Source organism: Trinickia soli (assembly GCF_002879855.1).
GTDB classification, from domain to species: Bacteria; Pseudomonadota; Gammaproteobacteria; order Burkholderiales; family Burkholderiaceae; genus Trinickia; species Trinickia soli.
This window is the reverse complement of sequence record NZ_PNYB01000036.1, coordinates 1-18,293: the sequence shown is the minus strand read 5'-3', so window position 1 is coordinate 18,293 and position 18,293 is coordinate 1. Positions and strand designations below refer to the sequence as shown.

The window sequence follows — 18,293 nt, the reverse complement described above, 5'->3', positions numbered from 1 at the left end:
CAAGCGGACCCGATAATGGGCGTCCCCGGCGTTGACCACGCAATATCTGGTGCATACGATGAACCCAATCACAACATATTGTGCTCATCGAGGACCACCACATGGAACGCCAGCGGACGCCCGCCACGCTCGATCAAGCCCTTGATTCAACGCTGGCGGCAGAGCGAGCCCGGCCTTACGTCGAAGTCGCCTCAGCCATCGACGAATACCTCGAGCGGCGCGATTGGCGCGTCAATGCGAACGCCAATCAAGGCTATTCGCTTGGCGGCCTGATTCTCAACGTGTCGGGCAAGCTCCTCGCCAACTATTGGCTGAGCCATGTCTATCCTGCCGCCGTCGGCGCGGCACATCGCGACGCCGACCTGCACATTCACGATCTCGACATGCTCTCGGGCTATTGCGCCGGCTGGTCGCTGCGCACGCTGTTGACCGAAGGGCTCAACGGCGTCCCCGGTAAGGTCGAAGCGGGGCCGCCCAAGCATATGTCCAGCGCGGTCGGGCAGATCGTCAATTTTCTGGGGACGTTGCAAAACGAGTGGGCCGGTGCGCAGGCGTTCAGTTCGTTCGACACATACATGGCGCCGTTCGTCCGCAAAGACCACCTGAGCTACCACGAGGTGCGGCAATACATTCAGGAACTCATCTACAACCTGAACGTGCCCTCGCGCTGGGGGACGCAAACACCGTTCACGAATCTGACGTTCGACTGGGTGTGCCCGGAGGATTTGCGCGAGCAGGTACCGATCGTCGGCGGCGAGGAGATGAACTTCTGCTACGGCGACTTGCAGATCGAAATGGACCTGATCAATCGGGCTTACATCGAGGTCATGCAGGCCGGCGATGCGAAGGGGCGCGTTTTTACGTTTCCGATTCCCACCTACAACATCACGCCCGATTTCGATTGGGACAGCCCCAACGCGACGCGCCTGTTCGAGATGACCGCTCGCTACGGCCTGCCCTATTTCCAGAACTTCATCAATTCCGAGCTGAAGCCGAACATGATTCGCTCGATGTGTTGCCGTCTGCAACTCGATCTGCGCGAGCTGCTCAAGCGCGGCAACGGTTTGTTCGGCTCCGCCGAGCAAACGGGTTCGATCGGTGTCGTGACGCTCAATTGCGCGCGGCTCGGTTATGTCCATGCCGGCGACGAAGCGGCGTTGATGGCGCGCGTCGATGCGCTGCTCGAATTGGGCAAGCAAAGCCTGGAGATCAAACGTCGCGTGATTCAGCAGCATATCGACAACGGGCTTTTCCCGTACACGAAGCGTTACCTCGGCACGCTGCGCAATCACTTCTCGACACTGGGCGTCAACGGCATCAACGAAATGATTCGCAACTTCACGGGCGACGCCGACGACCTCACGACCGAAGCGGGTCACGCGTTGGCCGTGCGTCTGCTCGATCGGATCCGCGCAAAGATGCTCGCGTTCCAAGAGGAAACGGGCCATATGTACAACCTCGAAGCTACGCCGGCCGAGGGCACGACCTACCGCTTCGCCAAAGAAGATCGGAAACGCTATCCCGGCATTTTGCAGGCGGGTACGCCGGAGATGCCCTACTACACGAATTCTTCGCAATTGCCGGTCGGGTTCACCGAGGACCCGTTCGAAGCGCTCGAACATCAGGACGATCTGCAGCGCAAATACACGGGCGGCACGGTGTTGCACCTTTACATGACCGAGCCGCTGTCGTCGGCCGATGCCTGTCGTGAACTCGTTCGGCGCACGTTGAGCCGCTTCTCGCTGCCTTACATCACGGTCACGCCGACCTTTTCGATTTGCCCGAAGCACGGGTATCTGCCGGGACGGCATGAGTTTTGTCCCAAATGCGACGAGGCGTTGCTTCGTCGAAACCGCACTCAACCTGAAACTACGGAGTCCCAACGATGAATCAAATGACTGACCACGCCGTCGATTCGCTTCAAGACGAAGAACGCCAACCCTGTGAGATCTGGACGCGCGTGATGGGATACCACCGCCCCGTCTCCTCGTTCAATACCGGTAAGAAAGGCGAGTTCTACGAGCGGGTCTATTTCGCCGAAGAGGCTTCGCTTGCTGCCTGAAGACGTCTGCGCGTCGGCCTCGATGCACGCCCCTTCCCCGCGGTTGCTCAAAGTCGGCGGAGTGACGCCGTTTACGGCCACCGATTTTCCGGGGCTGCTGGCCGCAGTCGTGTTCGTGCAAGGGTGTCCCTGGCGATGCGGGTACTGCCATAACACCCATTTGCAGCCGCGCACGAAAGCGGGTGCCGTGGCGTGGGGCAAAGTCATGTCCTTTCTCCAGCGGCGTGCCGGGCTGATCGATGCGGTCGTGTTCAGCGGCGGAGAACCGACCTCGGATCCGGCCTTGAGCCATGCAATGCGCGATGTGCGCACGCTCGGCTTCAAGGTCGGACTTCATAGCGCGGGAACGCATGCGCGTCGGTTCGAGCGCGTGTTGCCGCTCGTCGATTGGGTCGGGTTCGATGTCAAGGCGCCGTTCGACGACTATGAGCGCGTGACGCGTGTGCGCGAAAGCGGGACGGCAGCGCGGCGCAGTCTGGAGGCGTTGCTGATGAGCGGCGTCGATTACGAGTGCAGAACGACGGTGCATCCTCGCTTGCTGCCGGAAGCGGATCTGTTGCGCATGGCTCGTGCGCTTTCGCAGATGGGGGTCAAGCGATACGTCCTGCAGGTGTTTCGTCAGCAGGGATCGAAGGACGAAGCGCTCAATGCCGTTGCGATGTCGGGGTATCCGAGCGAGGATTGCATCGCCCAGGTATGTGGTTGGTTTCCCAGGTTCGACGTCCGGCGAAGCTGAACGGCGATGTGGCTTCGATTCGGCGTCGGCCGCTGCGATTCGTCACGTGAGGCCGCCTTGCGCATCCTGACGCCAGGCCATCACGGGTTGCGCGTCAGCCCTGACGCCGCCCGACTCGTTCTGGACGCCCCGCTCTTTCAACGCCTGCGCGAGGTCTTCAACCTCCGACACCACCGGCTCCGCCTGCTCGATATCGAAATCGGCATGAAAGCGCTTCTTCACTCCGTGCTCGGCCAATTGCACATGTTCGTCCGCATCGATGCCATGCCGGGCGAGCGAATGCTTCACGCATTCGAGCGGGCATCCGTCGATGGCAATGATGCGCCGCCCCGAGTGTGCCACCTTCAGCAATGCCGGGACATCGCCCCCCACGCCGGCGATGCACGACATTTCAGCCGCGCCGCGCCGATCGAGTTGCACGGCGACGTAATTGGCCATCTGCGCCGCGCTCGAACATCCCGAGCACGAATAGACGAGCGGTAAGGTACGACGTTCGTTGTTCATCTTCAAACTCCTTCACATACGTCTCAAGCAACAGCCGCCGCATGCTTCGAAACGTAAAGCCCGATGGTAGGCAACGCGGCGGCCGTTCATACCGGCAGGCTATGTCGCCCCCGTCATGAGATAGGCAATGAGGTCGCGCACGGGGCGTATCTCCCGCCCGAACGGCAAGGTTTCCGAGCCCCGGAAAAACAGGCCGCGCTTCACGTCGCCGGCCAGCGCATAAGCGAGCCGCGTATCGATACAGAATTGCCCATGCTTCGCGATGCCGTCGCGCAGGCCGCATTGCTGAAGACAGTCGAAACCGACCGTGCATTTGCGCGTCTTCGCCACGCGTTGCAGTTTGGCTTCCTTCTCCAGATATTCGGCAAGCCACGGCGTACGCACCGCGCGCGCGGGTAGCCCCGCCACGCTCATGAAGGTGACGATGTCATCGGGCGTGGCCTGCGCGAGCACAGTCTTGAAGTTCGGGTGCGCATCGCCCTCCTCGCTCACGGCGAACGGGGTCCCGAGTTGCACGGCCGAAGCGCCGAGCGCCAGGAGTTCGCGCACCTGCTCGTGCGTATGGATGCCGCCCGCTGCGATCAACGGGATGCGCTCGCGTTCGAGCCCAAGGTCTTTGAACACGGCAAGCGTGCCTTCGATCACCTCGGGAAAGGCAAAGTGCGGGCTCGCCACGCTATCGAGCGTCGGTGCGCCAAGGTGTCCCGCCGCATAGCGCGGGTTCTCGATCACGATGCCATCGGGCAGGCGTTGCTTACGCATCCATTTCTTCAATATCAGCGCAATGCCGCGCGCGTCCGACAGGATCGGAAGCAACGCGACCTCGGGATAGTCGGCCGTCAGCTCGGGCAAGTCGAGCGGCAGGCCGGCGCCGACCACGACGGCATGCGCCCCGCTTTCGCACGCGCGCCGCACATAGTCGGCGTAGGCCGACACCGCTCGCATGATATTGACCGCCACCGCGCCGTGGCCGGCAGACAGGTCGAGGGCCGCGCGCACTTCGCGATCGAGCGCTTCGAGGTTGACGGCGTCGATCAAAGCACGGTCGCGCGAGCGCGCCGTTTTCGCCATGAGATCGGGATGGTGCCGGCGCAGATCGACACTCGAAATCGTGCCCAGCGCGCCCAGCGATGCAACGGTGCCAGCCAGGCGATGCGCGGATACGCCTACCCCCATTCCACCTTGCACAATGGGCAACAACGTTTTGCCCTTGATGCGCAGGGGCTCGAAGACAGCTTTGGGCACAGACACGGGATAACCTCACGACAATCGCAGTAACGACGAGTGTGAGGGGCCGCGGATCCGGTGGCCTTAATCTGGGTCAAGAAGCGGTCCGGGCTCAAGTGCGACAATCTATCGCGGCGATCCTGCGAAGCTGGCGCAAGCGTGACAGCCCCATCGACGCGCCGGGCCCGACCCACCTCAATACGCGCACGCGGCGCGCAGTTTCGACGGATCCGGGATGACGATATCGCGTCCATGGATCGCGACGAGGCCGCGTGTGCCGAGCTCGTGCAGGATCCGCGAAAAGTGTTCGGGCGTGAGGTTGAGCCGTGACGCCACCATCTTCTTGCCCGCCTCGAGTTGCACGCGCAGTGCCGGCACATTTTCGCCGGGCTCCGGCTGCCCCTTCTGAGCCAACAGGTAGCTGATCACGCGATGCGTGCCCGAACGCAACGAGTAGGCTTCCACGTCGCGCATCAACGCATGCAATCGCGCACTCATGCCCGCCATCATCTTGCAGGCGAAGTCGGGGTCGCGGCGCAGTTCATCGACGATCGCGGCCTTGGTCACGTGCAGCAGCAGCGAATCGCTGAGCGCCTGGGCCGAGACAATGTACGGCTTGCCCAGAAACATCAGCGCTTCGCCGAAGCTGTCGCCCGGCCCCACGAGCCGCACGACCTTCTCCTCGCCCAGCGGCGAGATGACACTGAGCTTGATCTGCCCGTAGACGACGGCATGCAGGCCCGTACACGTATCGCCGCAATGAAAGACCATCTCCTTGCGCGCAACGTGCTGCTGCGTCGTGCCCAATGCCACACAGTCGAGCTCCTGTGCGGATAACTCGTTGAACAGCGGCAGGCGGGCGAGAAAGTCCTGAACGCGAATTTTTCCTTTTTGCATCGGCTTGCCCCACGCACCGGTCAAATCAATTTCGAATAGGTCGCTGCGTCGGGTCGCCCGAGATACTTGTCGAACGTCATCGCCACGGCTCGCACGAACATGCGGCCTTTGGGCAGGATTCGAATCGAATCGTCGTCCGTGGCGATGAGTTCGGCCTGCACGAACGGCGTCAGCGCAGCCAGCTCCGCTTCGAAATAGCGCGCGAACCCGATGCCATGCCGCGCCTCCACCGACCGATACACGAGCGGCGTGCTGCACATCAACGTCATCACGACGTCTCGGCGCAACAGATCGTCGGCATCCAACGTCAACCCGCGCTCCACCGGCAGCCGCCCTTCGTTCAAGTGCTCGTAATACGTTTTGACGGACCGCGTCGACTGACAATACGCACGGCCGATTTTGCCGATCGCCGAGACGCCGAAGCCAACGAGATCGCATTCCGCCTGCGTCGTATAGCCCTGAAAGTTGCGATGCAGGCTGCCGCCTCGCAGCGCCCGGCTCAATTCGTCATCGGGCTTTGCGAAATGATCGAGGCCGATATAGACGTAGCCCGCGTCGAGCAACCGCTGTGTCGCGCGCATGAAGATACACAGTCGATCCTCCGCGAGCGGCAATTCGCGTGCGTCGATCAACCGTTGTGCCTTGAAGCGGGCCGGCAGGTGCGCGTAGTTGTAGAGCGCAATGCGGTCTGGCGCGAGTCGCACGACTTCATCGAGTGTGCGGTCGAAGCTCGCGACCGATTGCCGCGGCAGCCCGTAGATCAGATCGATGTTGATCGATTCGAAGCCGGCATCGCGGCTCGCGCCTAGCGCGCGTTCAACCATGTCGAGCGGTTGAATGCGATTGACCGCCTGCTGCACGGCCGGATCGAAGTCTTGCACGCCGAAGCTGGTTCGATTGAAGCCGAGCGCGGCAAGCTCGGACAGCGTCATCGGCGTCACGGTTCGCGGATCGATCTCGACGCCCAGTTCGGCGTTCGGCACGAAATCGAAATGGTTGCGCAAAGCATCGACCAACGTGCCGAGTTCACCCATGCTGAAAAACGTCGGCGTCCCGCCCCCCAGATGCAATTGCGAGGCGTGCCGTGCGCTGCCCAGCTCCGGTGCGACCATCGCGATCTCGCGCAGCAGATACCCGAGGTACTCCGATGCACGGCCATGATCGCGCGTGATGACCTTATTGCATGCGCAGAAGTAGCAAAGCGATTCGCAAAACGGCAAATGCAGATAGACCGACAGCGGGGATGGGGTGACGGCGCTCGCGCGCTCGGCGAGATGGCGGCGATAGGCGGCTTCGTCGAAGCCGGGCACGAATCGATCGGCCGTCGGGTACGAGGTATAGCGCGGCCCCGCCTTGTCGAAGCGGCGAATCAACGCTTCCGATAGTTCGACATCGGCGAAACGGCCGCCGGGTTCCCGCTGCGTTGTGCTCGCCGATGCGTCGCGCGCCTGCGCGATCTGACCTGACATGTTCTATCCCGTGGACGTACATGGCCCGGCTTCAGCGCCGGCCTTCGATCATTATCGAACCGGCAGTGAGCGAAAACTTGACGCATATCATCCATCTTTCGATCCTCCGGCTTTCGTGGCGGCCCTTCGTGTCCTCCTGCATAGCGTGCCAGGCCCATAAAAGATATACAATTTATCGACTTTATAGGTGCGCTATGCGACTTACGGACTTCACCGATTACAGCTTGCGCGTGCTCATGTACACGGCCGTGCGCTCCGATGAGCTCGTCACGATTGCGGAGATCTCCGAGGCGCTCGGTATCGCTCGCGGGCATCTCGTCAAAATCGTGCATGCGCTTGGGCGTGCCGGCTATCTGAGCACGACGCGCGGCAGGACCGGAGGCTTGAGGCTGGGCCGGCCGGCGTCACGCATTACGGTCGGCGATGTCGTGCGGACGATGGAGCCGGATTTCCGCATGGTCGAGTGCTTCGATACGGAAGGCAACGCGTGCGTGATCACCGCGGCGTGCGGACTGCGCGGCGTGCTGGGCAGCGCGCTGCGGGCTTACTTCGAGGTGCTCGACAAATTCACGCTGGCCGACATCGCGGCCGATCAGGCCAAGCTGTCGCGGCTGCTGGGCCTTGGCGCCGCGGGCGCCCCGGGGAGCGAGCGGCCGCTCGTGCGCGTTGCGCGCAAATGAGCCGCGCCGCCTCGACCGCAGCGAGTGGGATCAAAACGCGTTCAGCGGAATCTTCAGATATCGCACCCCGTTCGACTCGGGCGGCGGCATTTCGCCTGCGCGGATGTTGACCTGGACCGCGGGCAAGATCAGCACCGGCATCGAAAGCGTGCGGTCCCGCGCGGTCCGCATTTCGACAAACGCTTCTTCCGATACGCCCTCGTGCATATGAATATTGGCGCGGCGCTGCTCTTCGACGGTCGTCTCGCAGCGCGCCGCACGCGACTCGGGCGGATAGTCATGACACATGAAGAGCCGGGTATGCGGCGGCAACGCGAGCAGCCTTTGCACGGACCGATAGAGCGCATGCGCATCGCCGCCGGGGAAGTCGCAGCGCGCCGAGCCCACGTCGGGCATGAACAGCGTGTCGCCGACGAACACGGCATCGTCGAACTGGTACGCCACGTCGGCCGGCGTGTGTCCGGGCACATGTAGCGCTCGCCCCGTCAATGCACCGACGTTGAACGTTTCGTCGGCGGCGAACAGATGATCGAACTGCGCGCCGTCGTCAGGCACGTCCTGGCCGAGATTGAATACGCCTTTGAACGTGTGCTGAACCGTGCAGATTCGATCGCCGATCGCAATGCGGCCGCCCAGCTCGTGTTTCAGGTACTGCGCTGCCGAAAGATGATCGGCATGCGCATGCGTCTCCAGCAACCACTCCACCTGCAAACGGTGCGCACGGACGAACGCGATCAACCGATCGGCCGAAGCCGTCGACGTACGGCCCGACTTCGGATCGTAGTCGAGAACGGAATCGACGATGGCGGCCGGCGTACCGTCGCCCGCATGAACGACGTAGCTGAACGTCGAAGTCGCACTATCGAAGAACGGTTCAATATGGGGATGCATCGTCAGCCCCTTTTTCGGAAAGTGATGTTGTCAAACAATATATCAATTTATATAATGTGATTCAACATATCGTCGAACAGGAACCCGGTCCCTCTATGGAAAACCAGCCTACTGCAGAACTCACTGAGCGCCTACGCGATTCCGCGGCGCAGTGTTGCACGCTGCTCAAAGCCATGGCGCACGAGGATCGATTGCTATTGCTGTGCCAGCTCACGCAGGGCGAGCAAAACGTGGGCGAACTCGAGGCGAGCGTCGGCATTCGTCAGCCAAGTCTGTCGCAGCAGTTGGGCGTGCTGCGCGAAGAAGGGCTCGTCGCCGCCAGGCGCGAGGGCAAGTACATCTATTACCGGCTTGCGAGCGACAAGGTCGTCGCAATCATGGAAACATTGTCGGCGCTTTTTTGCGGCAAGACCAAGGGGTACAGGTCGTGAGCGTCGACATGTTGCACTTCGCACCGCGCGCCGCCGCCGCGGGCGGGTCGCTCATCGGGGCGGCGGCCGGGCTCTACGCGCTGCTCAACGGCCGGATTGCCGGCATCAGCGGCATGGTCGGCCGTCTGCTTGACCCGGATACGGTCGACCGCGCCGCGCCGCTCGCGTTTCTGCTCGGGCTCATCGCGGCGCCGTGGCTGTGGCGCATGCTCGCGCCATTGCCGGCGTCGTCTATCGCCGCTTCGCCGCTGACGCTGGTCGTCGCGGGGCTGCTCGTCGGCTTCGGCACGCGCTATGGCTCAGGCTGCACGAGCGGCCACGGCGTATGCGGGATCTCGCGAGGCTCGGCCCGCTCGCTCGTTGCGACGCTGACGTTCATGTCGTTCGGATTCCTAACCGTTTTGTTCCTTCGGCACGTTTGACATGCAAGGTTTGTCCGGTCTTTTTGCAGGCCTGCTGTTCGGCATCGGCCTGATGGTCTCCCGTATGGTCAACCCCGAGAAAGTCCTCGGCTTTCTCGATCTGGCCGGCCGCTGGGATCCGTCGCTCGCCTTCGTGATGGGCGGCGCCGTGACGATCGGCGCCATCGCCTACGCCATTGCACGGCGTCGAAGCCGCAGCTTATTAGGCGCGCCGATGTCCTGGCCTGCGGCGACCCGCATCGATCGCGCGCTCGTTGTCGGCAGTGCGATGTTTGGCGTCGGCTGGGGCCTGGCGGGCTTTTGTCCCGGTCCGGCGCTTGTCAGCGCATCGAGCGGTCAGCCCAAAGCATGGATCTTCGTGGTGGCGATGCTGGCCGGCATCGCCTTGCATGGACTCGTCACGCGCCGTCGCGCCGCCACGCCGCCGGGTTCGGCTGGTTGATCGGTAGTCCTAAGCATCATCGGTCAGGCTGCACCGGCGGCGCAACGCATAGGGAGCGGCGCATAACGGTCGCAACAGACCGTCTGCGCCGCTCGCGCCCTACGGCTGATTCGCGTAGTACCGCGCCGCGGCCTCGATTTCGGCCGGCGTCATCTGGCGCGCCACGTTGCGCATCTGCTCGTTGATGTCGTTGTGGCGATCGCCCGCCGCGAACGCTTGCAACTGCGCACGAATATAGACCACCGGCTCGCCTTCGAGCCAAGGCGTGCCCGTCTTGTGATCGGCCGCGCCGTGGCACGAGGCGCACGGTGCGATGTTGCGCATCGGCGAACCGGTCGCGACGATGGCCGGCACCGGTTGCCCCGCCGGACGGTTGCCCGACGGCTTCGGCAGACTCGCGTAATAGGCGGCAAGGTCGCGCATGTCCTGATCCGACAGCGTCGGCACCATCGGGCTCATCACCGCGTTGCTGCGCGCGCCCGTCTGGAAATCCTTGAGCTGCTTGTAGATCACCGCTTCGTACTGTCCAGCCAGATTCGGCGAATTCGCCTGGCTGATGCCTTGCGGGCCGTGGCACATCGTGCAACGCAAGGCGAGCGTCGCGCCGCGGCCGATCGATAACGCGTCGGGGTGCGCCATCATGGTCGGCGTGACGACTACCTCGCTCGTCTTCACGCGCGAGGTCACGGGCGTCGAAACGAGCCATTGCTGAGGAACGCCGGCCGCGCTGCAGATAGCGTTCCAGATGCCGGCGAACTGCGAATCGGTCTGGACCGAAGGCAACCAGACGAACCCGATCAAGAACGAAACGATGGCCACGCCGGCCGTCAGGCCGACGCTGACGGTGAACCATCGATTGCGCAGCGAGAACAGACGTTCGGTGCTCATCGCGCGCCCCCCATATAGATGGCCGGCACCGATGTCTGCTTCAGCGTCAGCAGTTGCGCGATCGGATAGCCGTAGTTGACGACGGTCAGCGCAATCATCAACGCGATCCACAAGCCGAAGCTGTTCAGTGCGACGGGCAGCGTCGCCGGGGGATGCACGGCTGTGCTGAACGTAAACTTCTGCGGCGCGCAGGCGGGTGAGCGGTGTCCGCGCGCGAGCACGATAAAGAACAGCACGGTCGATGCCACGAGTATCAGCGCACCCACGAGCGACATGTCGACCGTTATCGCCTCGGGCGCAATCGCAGGGTTGCTGTAGTCGAAATAGGCCATGCGCCGCGGCATGCCGAGAATGCCGGCGTAGTGCCAGGGGAACGTCGTCACGATCATGCCGATGAACCAGAGCCACAGTTGCCAGCGCATGAGCTTGACGCTCGTGAGCATGCGGCCCGTCAAGTGCGGCCAGAGATCGTAGGCGATCGCAAAGTACATGATGACGATGGCGCCGCCGAAGATCAGGTGGAAGTGGCCCGTGATCCACTGCGTGTTATGGATCGTCGAGTCGAGCTGATAGCTCATGTTGATGAGCCCGCCCGCGCCGCCGAACCCGAGCATGACGAACGAGAAGGCGACGGCCAGCATCATCGGTTCGTGCCAGGGCAGGGCGCGCAGCCAACCGAACGGCCCGCGTCCGCCGCGCAGCCGCCCCGCGATTTCGACCGATGCGCAGATCGTGAACACCGTCAGCAACGTCGGCACCGACACGAGCGCGGTGAACACCGACTGCAGGAACTTGAAGCCCGATCCGACTTGCGGATCGGCGAACAAGTGGTGGATGCCGATCGGCATCGCGACGACGAGGAACAGGATGAACGAGATGCGCGCCATCGCATCGCTGTACAGGCGGCCGCCGACCGCGCGCGGCACGAGCGTGTAGTAGGCGATATAGGCCGGCATCAGCCAGAAGTAGACGATCGCATGCAGGGTCCACGAAAAGAACACGCGCGCGAGGCCCGAATCGATCGTCGTCTTCAGACCCAGCGCAACGGGCAGGATCTGGAACAGGATCTCGATGGCGGCGCCCACGGCCGTCCAGGCCCACAGATATGAGCCGGCGACGTTGGCAAACATCGGCAGCGGCACGGGCTTGCCCGGATGCGCGCGCTTCCAGGTGCGAAGATTGATCGACATCAGCGCCACCCAGATCCACGATCCGACGACGACGAGCACGACGCCAATGTAGTAGAACGCGTTGCCGATCATCGGCGGGTAGAACGTGTACAGCACCGAAGCGCGACCGAGCGCGACGGGAATGATCGCCATGACCGAGCCGACCGCGACGAGCCACCACCCGAGCCACGCCCAGCGCGTACCGACGAGCGGCTGCTCGAGCGAGAGTTCGCTGATCGCGTAGCCGAAGCCCATCGCAATCAACGTCGGGAACACGTAGCCCATGACGGAGCCGTGCGCCGTCACGGAACGGTAGTAGAGCTCGGGCTGCCCGAGCCACGCATGCATGGGACTGCGCACGTACATCTGCCATGCGCCGAGCAACACGGCAACGCCGAAGGTGGCGAAGGCGAACCAGAAGTGTGCGAGTACGAGTCGTTTGTTATTGAGCACAGCTAAGCCTCCGCGCGTTGGCCGCGAGCTTGTCGAATGCGGCGCGATCGAGCACCTTCACGTGCGCCCACATGCCTTCATGACCGGTGCCGCAGTATTCATGGCACGGCATGAGGTGATCGCCGCTTTCGGGAAAGCTCGTTTTGAAGGTCGAGATATACCCTGGCTCGACCATGGAATTGATGTTCGTATCGGCGATGAGAAAGCCATGCACGACGTCGGCGCTCGTCACGCGAAACGTGATGGGCGTGTTCGCCGGCACGACGATGCATTGCGGCGTGAACGAGTATTGCTGGGCCACGATGCGCACGGTGACCGAGCCGTCGGTCTCGGCCGCGCTGCCGAGGTTGCTCTCGATGAATTCGCCCGATACGTGCAGCGTCGTCGGATCGATCGTTTCGACGCGCGAGGGCGGCATCATGGCCCAGTGCAGGCCCGTGAAGACCACCATCGCCACGAGCAGGACGATGATGGCGACGGCGACGGCCGCCCACTTGCGCTCGACGCGTGCGGCGACCGCTGCGCCTTCGGCGTGGCTGGAAGAAGGAATGTTCGACATGTCGCTCGCTCAGTGAATGACGCCGCGCGGCAAAAAGACCAGGAAATAGAAGGCAAACCAGAGCGCCACCACGATTGCCGTGGCGATACCGGCCACGGCGATGGCGCCCGCCGGTCCCGAGCGGACGATTTCGTCCACGCGCGCGTCCTCCTCTGCTTGCTGTCGATCCCCGGCGCCCGCGCGCGCCTCGTTGTTTGGATTCATGGCGTTCTCGATTCAGTAAAGGGGCGCCGAGCGCAACGCATTGGCATCCTTGGCCGTCACCGGCGTACCGCGATTGCCCCATGCCGTGCGAATGAACGTGACGACGGCCGCGACTTCCTCATCCGACAGCGACTGCGCGAACGGCGGCATGCCGTAGGGCGAGGGATTCTTGAACGTGCCCGGCGCGTAACCGCCGTTGAGCACCATGCGGATCGGATTGACGGCCGAGGTCATTTGGATCGATTGATTGTTCGCGAGCGGCGGAAAATCGGGCAGCTTGCCCTCGCCGCGCTTGCCGTGGCACGTGGCGCATTGCGCGTCGTAGATCTTCGCACCCAGACGGACGAGCAACTCGCGCTCTTCGCCCGACATTGCGCTCTTGGCGCTCGCACCGTTTTCACCGCCGTGCTGCGGCAGCGACTTCAAATAAACGGCCATCGCGCGAACGTCGTCGTCCGACAGGTACTGCAGGCTGTCGTAGACGACTTCCGCCATCGGACCATACACGGCTCCGCGTTTGGCCACGCCTTTTTGCAGCAGGTCGGAAATGTCCTCGATGCTCCAATCGCCGAGGCCCGCTTCCTTGTTCGACGTCAGCGACGGAGCGTACCAATCCTGCATCGGAATCAAACCGCCTTCGAATGCTTTGGACTCCGAACTACCGCCAAGCGCATTGATCGCCGTGTGACACATCGAGCAATGGCCGAGACCTTGCACGAGGTACGCGCCGCGATTCCATTCGACCGAGCGCGTGGGATCCGCCTGGTATTCGCCTTCGCGGAAGTAGAGGGTGCGCCAGCCAAGCAGCAGCTCGCGGTTGTTGTATGGGAAGCGCATTTCGTGCGGCCGGTTCGGCTGGTGCACGGGCGGCACCGAACGCAGGTACGCAAAGATGGCATCCGAATCGACGCGTGTCACTTTCGTGTAGGCGCCATAAGGCATCGCGGGATAGAGCAACGCGCCGTCGCGCGAGCGTCCCGTGTGCATCATTCGATAGAACTCGTCTGCGCTCCATTGGCCGATGCCGGTCTCCTTGTCGAACGTGATGTTCGGCGAATAGAGCGTGCCGAACGGCGTCGGCATCGCTCGGCCGCCCGCGAACAACTTCTCGCCCGGTTGCGTATGGCAGGCGACGCAGTCGCCGGCGCGCGCCAGATATTCGCCGCGCTTGATGACGTCGGCCGATGCGCCCGAAGGGCCTTGCGCAAAGGCGACTGCGGTCGTGGCGGCAAGTACGAGGCCCGCGCCGACGCGAGCAAGCGAGCGCGAGAAAGAAAGGATGTGTGGCACGAAAGACTCCGTCATTGCGGTTCGCTGCCGCAACGCAGCGGCATCTTCAGGCTTCCCGCGGGAGCGAAAGCGGGATTGGCCGGACCCGGCGATGCCGCGAGCCACGCCGCGACCGCCGTGATGTCGTCGTTCGTCAAACGCGAAGCGACCTCATGCATGCAATCGGGCGCGTACGACTTGCGCGTGCCGTAGCGCCAAGCGCCCAATTGCGCACTGATGTAGTCGGCATGCAGGCCGAGCAGCCCCGGAATCGCGGGCTCCATACCGGTCAGCGCCGCGCCGTGGCACGACACGCATGCCGGAATCTTCTGCGACGGGTCGCCCACCTTCGCGAGCTGCTGGCCGCGTGCGAGCAAGGTGGCCGATATGGCCGGCGTCGACGCAACGGGGTAGGGCGGGCGTTCGCCTGCGAAATATTCTGCGATTCGATGCAGGTAGGCATCGGGCAGATAGGCGAGCAGATAGTTCATCGGCGGGTACTGCCGCCTCCCGTCACGGAATGCGATCAGCTGGTTGTAGAGATACCCTGCCGGTTTGCCCGCCAGCCGTGGAAAGTAATCATTGTCAGTGCCTTCGCCATGCGCCCCATGGCAGGCGGCGCAGGCCAGCACGCGCGCCTGCATCGTATCGGGCGCTCGCCCGGTCTGCGCACCTTGCGCATGAGCGACCACAGCGACAAGGCCCGTGAGGACAACAGCAGCAATTCTTCTTCTCAGCATCACGTCATCGTCTCCGGGAACCCCAACGATATGCGGGCCGCCCGCGGGTGCTATGGCTCAAGCCTCGCAGCGGTGCGGACCGAAACGGCAATGCATCTTCTCTGGCTGTGCTTGCGATTCTAATCAATGCAGACGAAAACGAAAGCACTGTCTGTCACCCGAGAAGGCGCACTCGAAACCCGGCGCCATGCCTCCTGTTTCGAATCGACCGCCAAACCTGACGATTGGAACATCCGATTGCACCGCGCGGGTTGACCTGGATCACGTCCGCGTGACAAAGCCACATGCTGCGCACGACCGATGCGGCGGTTCGTCGCGCCGCTCGAGCGTGACAAATGCGCAATACCGCAAGAAGCTGGGAACCACGGGCGTTGCCGCGCTCGATGGTCGCGTGTCGTAGGAATTCGCTGACAGCGCGTGCGCGCTCGCCGACACGACTCTCGTCGAAAGACGATAGTCCCCTTATATGTCGACGAGCGACACTCGCGGTCGGCCCCAATCGGCAGCGCGGCTGCGAAGCAGGCAGTCGGGCGCCCGGTGTTTATCGTTGAAAAGGAGAAAGAACATGCTCGGTGCCAGCGAACGAGCCAGCACGCGTGACGTGGCCCACCCAGGCCTTCCGCCGGTTTCGGTGCGCTCCGCAGCGGTCGAAGGCGTCGGAGCGGCGAGACGTTCGGCAGCGATGCGCGGCGCCGCTTCCTCCTGCAAGAGCTGCTCACTGCGCACCGTGTGCGCGGTCAACCCCGATGAGCTGTCCTGCTCGCGGCAAATGGACGATCTGATCCTCGGGTATCGCCATGTGAAGAAGGGCGTGGCGCTCTACCGTGCCGGTGATGCGTTCAGCAATCTGTATGCCGTCCGCACGGGCTCCTACAAGAAGGTGACGCTGCTGGCCGACGGGCGCGAACAGGTGACGGGCTTCTATGTCTCGGGTGAACTGCTGGGCGCCGACGGCATCGCAACCGACCATTACGCGAGCGATGTCGTGGCGCTGGAGGACAGCAGCGTCTGCGTCATGCCGTTCGATCTGCTCGAACTGCTGAGCCGCGAAGTCAAAGCGGTGCAGCACAACGTCTTTCGCATGCTGAGCGCCGACCTCGTGCGCGAAAGCAATGCGCTGATCCTGCTCGGCACGATGACGGCGGACGAACGCGTCGCTGCGTTTCTGCTCGACCTGTCGAGCCGCTGGCAGGCACGCGCCTACTCGCCCAATGCGTTCGGTCTGCGCATGACGCGCGAGGAGACCGGCAGCTTTCTCGGGCTCAAGCTCGAAACAGTCAGCCGCACGCTGTCGCGGTTTCAGAAGCAAGGGCTGATCAAGGTGCGCGGCAAGGAGGTGGAAATCCTCGACTTCCCCGGGTTGAATCAGGTGGCGCGACGCACGGTTTGACGAAGCGGGGCGTCGGCACGAAGTTTGCATGATCGTTCATAAGCGATTTCCGTAACCGGGAGGCGATCATGAAGCGATTGGGACGACTGAAGTTCGTCGGAGCGGTTGCAACCGTCACCGTTGCGCTCGTGTCCGGCTGCACGCTGGGTGGTGCCGCCGTGGGCGGCTACGCGGGCAACAAGCTGACGCACGGCAGCACGCTCGGGACCGTCGGTGGGGCCGTCGCAGGCGGGGTGGTGGGCTACGAACTCGGCAAATAGCGACTGACGGTTGCAAAAAAAGGGGCGCTCGAAACAACGGAGCGCCCTTTTTTATCAGACTGTAGGGCGGCGCAAGGCCGCCTGTCCGGTTCGATCAGAACTTGTGACGAATGCCCACGCGAGCGGCGACCTGCTGCTGCGAGTCGACGCCCGACGTACCGAAGAAGCCCGTCGAATCGCCGATCTGCGCTTGCAGCGCCGTGCCGTTGTTATTGCCCGAGGCCTTCTGGTAGATGCCGAGCACGTACACGTCGGTGCGCTTGCTGAGTGCGTAGTCGAGGCTCAGATCGACCTGGTTGAAGTGGCCCTTCGCCGCGTCGCTCAGGTTCATGTACGTGTAGCCCAGGCCAGCCGTGAAGGCGGGCGTAACGGCGTACTTCGCACCAGCTTCATAGGCGTTGAACACGAGGTTCGACGAGCCCGTGCCCGGCAGTTGCACGAGACGCGTGTTCGTCCACAGTGCCCAGAACGTCGCCGGCCCCATCAGGTAGCGGCCGCCCAAACCGAACGTGCGCAATTCCTTGATGTTGGCCGCGGGGAACACGGCGTTCGAAATGCCCGTGCTGATCCCTGCTTGTTGCGACGGGAAACGGATGTCGGTGTAGGCTGCGCCCACGCCGAACGGGCCTGCTGCATAGTTCAAGCCGAAGCTGTACGTGCGTGCCGAACCGGCGACGGCCGCTGCGCCCGTGCCCGTCGTCGGCGCACCGGCAAATGCGCCGGCGTGATTCGAGAAGCCGTACAACGCGCCGAACGTCACGCCCGCGAAGTTCGCGCTCGTGAACTTGACCGAATTGTCGATGCGGCTCGACGTCAGTTGATCGATGTCGTTGATGTGGAACGCGTAGTTGCCGGCGACCGTATTGCCACCGGTCGTGTAATTGGCAAGCACGTCGGTCGACAGCGAGTATTGACGGCCGAACGTAACCGAGCCCGTGCCGGCCTGCGTCAAGCCGACAAAAGCCTGGCGGCCGAATTCACGATTGTTCTGGCTCAGCGTGCCATTGCCGCTGTTGAAGCCGTTTTCCAACGTGAAAATCGCTTTCAGGCCATTGCCGAGATCTTCGCTGCCCTTCAAGCCCCAACGGCTGCCTTGTGCCACGCCGTCGTCGTACTTCGTCAGCGAGTTCGAGTGGCCCGTCACCGTCGACGAGCTGTTGTTGACATAGCTCACGCCCGCGTCGATCAGGCCGTAAAGCGTCACGCTGCTTTGCGCATGTGCTGCAACGCCGATGCTGCCGAGCACGGCAGCAACGAGAATTCGTTTGTTCATCATTTGAATTGAGTGGTCCGTTTGTGAATTGGAAAGCGGCCCCTTTAGCGCCGGGGCGAATTCTTGCCGATTTCCATTGAGCTTTTATGAACTTTTTGTTTAACGTGGCATTTTGTTAACAAACATTATTGCTGATTCAACAATAGATTTATGCATATAATGCGCGAATCATGCCGGCTGCGACGGTGTGATGCGTAGATTCATCGATCAACACGAACGCACCCGTCGCCGCATGCGCGTCGTAGGTATCGCAAACGATCGGCTTTTGCAGCGTCAACGCCACGCGGCCGATGTCGTTCATGGCGATGACCGCTTTCTCGCTCGTAT

Annotated in this window: 22 protein-coding genes; 9 read left to right on the top strand and 13 right to left on the bottom strand. The window is 62.8% G+C overall.

All coding sequences use genetic code 11. The features are described from left to right. The first annotated feature begins 101 nt into the window (after positions 1 to 101). From C0Z19_RS26050 to C0Z19_RS26045, 3 genes are read left to right on the top strand one after another with little or no spacing between them, the layout of a single operon-like run. Positions 102 to 1,889 (top strand): ribonucleoside triphosphate reductase, encoded by a 1,788-nt coding sequence (locus C0Z19_RS26050; protein ID WP_102612729.1) that lies wholly within the window; start codon positions 102 to 104, stop codon positions 1,887 to 1,889. Continuing rightward, the gene (gene nrdD, locus C0Z19_RS28085; protein ID WP_146012147.1) at positions 1,886 to 2,062 is read left to right on the top strand and encodes an anaerobic ribonucleoside-triphosphate reductase; all 177 of its coding nucleotides are present in this window, start codon (positions 1,886 to 1,888) and stop codon (positions 2,060 to 2,062) included. Before C0Z19_RS26050 ends, nrdD begins: the two co-directional genes overlap by 4 nt. A 22-nt stretch (positions 2,063 to 2,084) precedes the next feature. Beyond that, positions 2,085 to 2,798 (top strand): anaerobic ribonucleoside-triphosphate reductase activating protein, encoded by a 714-nt coding sequence (locus C0Z19_RS26045; RefSeq protein ID WP_102612753.1) that lies wholly within the window; start codon positions 2,085 to 2,087, stop codon positions 2,796 to 2,798. A gap of 42 nt (positions 2,799 to 2,840) precedes the next feature. Here the strand turns inward: C0Z19_RS26045 and C0Z19_RS26040 are convergent, their stop codons facing one another. From C0Z19_RS26040 to hemN, 4 genes are all read right to left on the bottom strand, one after another. After that, positions 2,841 to 3,302 carry a putative zinc-binding protein gene (locus C0Z19_RS26040; RefSeq protein WP_102612728.1) on the bottom strand — a complete coding sequence of 154 codons (462 nt, stop codon included), beginning with the start codon at positions 3,300 to 3,302 and terminating at the stop codon, positions 2,841 to 2,843. A 99-nt stretch (positions 3,303 to 3,401) separates the two neighbouring features. Then, the gene (locus C0Z19_RS26035; RefSeq protein ID WP_102612727.1) at positions 3,402 to 4,553 is read right to left on the bottom strand and encodes an NAD(P)H-dependent flavin oxidoreductase; all 1,152 of its coding nucleotides are present in this window, start codon (positions 4,551 to 4,553) and stop codon (positions 3,402 to 3,404) included. A gap of 171 nt (positions 4,554 to 4,724) precedes the next feature. Then, complete coding sequence (locus C0Z19_RS26030; RefSeq protein WP_102612726.1) at positions 4,725 to 5,426, bottom strand: Crp/Fnr family transcriptional regulator; 702 nt, start codon at positions 5,424 to 5,426, stop codon at positions 4,725 to 4,727. Positions 5,427 to 5,446: 20 nt separating this feature from the next. Next, entirely contained in the window at positions 5,447 to 6,895 is a 1,449-nt protein-coding gene (gene hemN, locus C0Z19_RS26025; protein WP_102612725.1) for an oxygen-independent coproporphyrinogen III oxidase, read from the bottom strand. A gap of 194 nt (positions 6,896 to 7,089) precedes the next feature. On the opposite strand from hemN, the gene C0Z19_RS26020 reads away from it, so the two are divergent. After that, positions 7,090 to 7,575 carry an Rrf2 family transcriptional regulator gene (locus tag C0Z19_RS26020; RefSeq protein WP_102612724.1) on the top strand — a complete coding sequence of 162 codons (486 nt, stop codon included), beginning with the start codon at positions 7,090 to 7,092 and terminating at the stop codon, positions 7,573 to 7,575. A gap of 30 nt (positions 7,576 to 7,605) precedes the next feature. On the opposite strand, the gene C0Z19_RS26015 is transcribed toward C0Z19_RS26020, so the two are convergent. Next, entirely contained in the window at positions 7,606 to 8,466 is an 861-nt protein-coding gene (locus tag C0Z19_RS26015; protein WP_102612723.1) for an MBL fold metallo-hydrolase, read from the bottom strand. 95 nt (positions 8,467 to 8,561) lie between these two features. On the opposite strand from C0Z19_RS26015, the gene C0Z19_RS26010 reads away from it, so the two are divergent. The 3 genes from C0Z19_RS26010 to C0Z19_RS26000 are packed head-to-tail and all read left to right on the top strand — an operon-like array spanning position 8,562 to position 9,761. Next, complete coding sequence (locus C0Z19_RS26010; RefSeq protein ID WP_102612722.1) at positions 8,562 to 8,897, top strand: ArsR/SmtB family transcription factor; 336 nt, start codon at positions 8,562 to 8,564, stop codon at positions 8,895 to 8,897. Next, positions 8,894 to 9,319, top strand: a complete 426-nt coding sequence (locus tag C0Z19_RS26005; protein ID WP_102612721.1) for a YeeE/YedE family protein — start codon at positions 8,894 to 8,896, stop codon at positions 9,317 to 9,319. The genes C0Z19_RS26010 and C0Z19_RS26005 overlap by 4 nt, the downstream gene beginning before the upstream one ends. 1 nt (position 9,320) lies before the next feature. Further along, entirely contained in the window at positions 9,321 to 9,761 is a 441-nt protein-coding gene (locus C0Z19_RS26000) for a YeeE/YedE family protein (RefSeq protein WP_102612720.1), read from the top strand. A 99-nt stretch (positions 9,762 to 9,860) separates the two neighbouring features. Here C0Z19_RS26000 and C0Z19_RS25995 read toward each other — a convergent pair whose 3' ends face one another. The 6 genes from C0Z19_RS25995 to C0Z19_RS25970 are packed head-to-tail and all read right to left on the bottom strand — an operon-like array spanning position 9,861 to position 15,043. Continuing rightward, entirely contained in the window at positions 9,861 to 10,649 is a 789-nt protein-coding gene (locus tag C0Z19_RS25995; protein ID WP_102612719.1) for a c-type cytochrome, read from the bottom strand. Next, the gene (locus C0Z19_RS25990) at positions 10,646 to 12,271 is read right to left on the bottom strand and encodes a b(o/a)3-type cytochrome-c oxidase subunit 1 (RefSeq protein ID WP_102612718.1); all 1,626 of its coding nucleotides are present in this window, start codon (positions 12,269 to 12,271) and stop codon (positions 10,646 to 10,648) included. The genes C0Z19_RS25995 and C0Z19_RS25990 overlap by 4 nt, the downstream gene beginning before the upstream one ends. After that, a complete protein-coding gene (locus C0Z19_RS25985) occupies positions 12,261 to 12,830 on the bottom strand; it encodes a cupredoxin domain-containing protein (protein WP_102612717.1) in 570 nt (189 codons plus the stop codon). The genes C0Z19_RS25990 and C0Z19_RS25985 overlap by 11 nt, the downstream gene beginning before the upstream one ends. Before the next feature lie 9 nt (positions 12,831 to 12,839). Then, positions 12,840 to 13,034 (bottom strand): hypothetical protein, encoded by a 195-nt coding sequence (locus C0Z19_RS25980; protein WP_175084104.1) that lies wholly within the window; start codon positions 13,032 to 13,034, stop codon positions 12,840 to 12,842. A gap of 12 nt (positions 13,035 to 13,046) precedes the next feature. Next, positions 13,047 to 14,324 carry a c-type cytochrome gene (locus tag C0Z19_RS25975; RefSeq protein WP_425330318.1) on the bottom strand — a complete coding sequence of 426 codons (1,278 nt, stop codon included), beginning with the start codon at positions 14,322 to 14,324 and terminating at the stop codon, positions 13,047 to 13,049. A gap of 11 nt (positions 14,325 to 14,335) precedes the next feature. After that, positions 14,336 to 15,043 (bottom strand): c-type cytochrome, encoded by a 708-nt coding sequence (locus C0Z19_RS25970; protein WP_102612715.1) that lies wholly within the window; start codon positions 15,041 to 15,043, stop codon positions 14,336 to 14,338. Between the two features lie 565 nt (positions 15,044 to 15,608). Between C0Z19_RS25970 and C0Z19_RS25965 the strand changes: the two genes are divergently transcribed. Next, the gene (locus tag C0Z19_RS25965) at positions 15,609 to 16,433 is read left to right on the top strand and encodes a helix-turn-helix domain-containing protein (protein WP_233196286.1); all 825 of its coding nucleotides are present in this window, start codon (positions 15,609 to 15,611) and stop codon (positions 16,431 to 16,433) included. Positions 16,434 to 16,501: 68 nt separating this feature from the next. Further along, entirely contained in the window at positions 16,502 to 16,693 is a 192-nt protein-coding gene (locus C0Z19_RS25960) for a glycine zipper 2TM domain-containing protein (RefSeq protein ID WP_102612714.1), read from the top strand. A gap of 94 nt (positions 16,694 to 16,787) precedes the next feature. Here the strand turns inward: C0Z19_RS25960 and C0Z19_RS25955 are convergent, their stop codons facing one another. Both C0Z19_RS25955 and C0Z19_RS25950 read right to left on the bottom strand, forming a co-directional pair. Further along, on the bottom strand, positions 16,788 to 17,966 hold the full coding sequence (locus C0Z19_RS25955; RefSeq protein ID WP_102612750.1) for a porin: 1,179 nt from the start codon (positions 17,964 to 17,966) through the stop codon (positions 16,788 to 16,790). Between the two features lie 148 nt (positions 17,967 to 18,114). Continuing rightward, on the bottom strand, positions 18,115 to 18,293 hold a 179-nt coding region (locus tag C0Z19_RS25950; protein WP_438947154.1), incomplete at its 5' end, for an elongation factor 1-alpha C-terminal domain-related protein.

Coding starts and splice junctions, on each gene's coding strand:
- nrdD (WP_146012147.1), top strand. CDS start 1,886: ATGAATCAAATGACTGACCACGCCGTCGATTCGCTTCAAGACGAAGAA.
- C0Z19_RS25995 (WP_102612719.1), bottom strand. CDS start 10,649: ATGAGCACCGAACGTCTGTTCTCGCTGCGCAATCGATGGTTCACCGTC.
- C0Z19_RS26010 (WP_102612722.1), top strand. CDS start 8,562: ATGGAAAACCAGCCTACTGCAGAACTCACTGAGCGCCTACGCGATTCC.
- C0Z19_RS26020 (WP_102612724.1), top strand. CDS start 7,090: ATGCGACTTACGGACTTCACCGATTACAGCTTGCGCGTGCTCATGTAC.
- C0Z19_RS25980 (WP_175084104.1), bottom strand. CDS start 13,034: ATGAATCCAAACAACGAGGCGCGCGCGGGCGCCGGGGATCGACAGCAA.
- C0Z19_RS26015 (WP_102612723.1), bottom strand. CDS start 8,466: ATGCATCCCCATATTGAACCGTTCTTCGATAGTGCGACTTCGACGTTC.
- C0Z19_RS26045 (WP_102612753.1), top strand. CDS start 2,085: ATGCACGCCCCTTCCCCGCGGTTGCTCAAAGTCGGCGGAGTGACGCCG.
- C0Z19_RS25965 (WP_233196286.1), top strand. CDS start 15,609: ATGCTCGGTGCCAGCGAACGAGCCAGCACGCGTGACGTGGCCCACCCA.
- C0Z19_RS26040 (WP_102612728.1), bottom strand. CDS start 3,302: ATGAACAACGAACGTCGTACCTTACCGCTCGTCTATTCGTGCTCGGGA.
- C0Z19_RS26000 (WP_102612720.1), top strand. CDS start 9,321: ATGCAAGGTTTGTCCGGTCTTTTTGCAGGCCTGCTGTTCGGCATCGGC.
- C0Z19_RS25960 (WP_102612714.1), top strand. CDS start 16,502: ATGAAGCGATTGGGACGACTGAAGTTCGTCGGAGCGGTTGCAACCGTC.
- C0Z19_RS26050 (WP_102612729.1), top strand. CDS start 102: ATGGAACGCCAGCGGACGCCCGCCACGCTCGATCAAGCCCTTGATTCA.
- hemN (WP_102612725.1), bottom strand. CDS start 6,895: ATGTCAGGTCAGATCGCGCAGGCGCGCGACGCATCGGCGAGCACAACG.
- C0Z19_RS25985 (WP_102612717.1), bottom strand. CDS start 12,830: ATGTCGAACATTCCTTCTTCCAGCCACGCCGAAGGCGCAGCGGTCGCC.
- C0Z19_RS26030 (WP_102612726.1), bottom strand. CDS start 5,426: ATGCAAAAAGGAAAAATTCGCGTTCAGGACTTTCTCGCCCGCCTGCCG.
- C0Z19_RS25955 (WP_102612750.1), bottom strand. CDS start 17,966: ATGAACAAACGAATTCTCGTTGCTGCCGTGCTCGGCAGCATCGGCGTT.
- C0Z19_RS25970 (WP_102612715.1), bottom strand. CDS start 15,043: ATGCTGAGAAGAAGAATTGCTGCTGTTGTCCTCACGGGCCTTGTCGCT.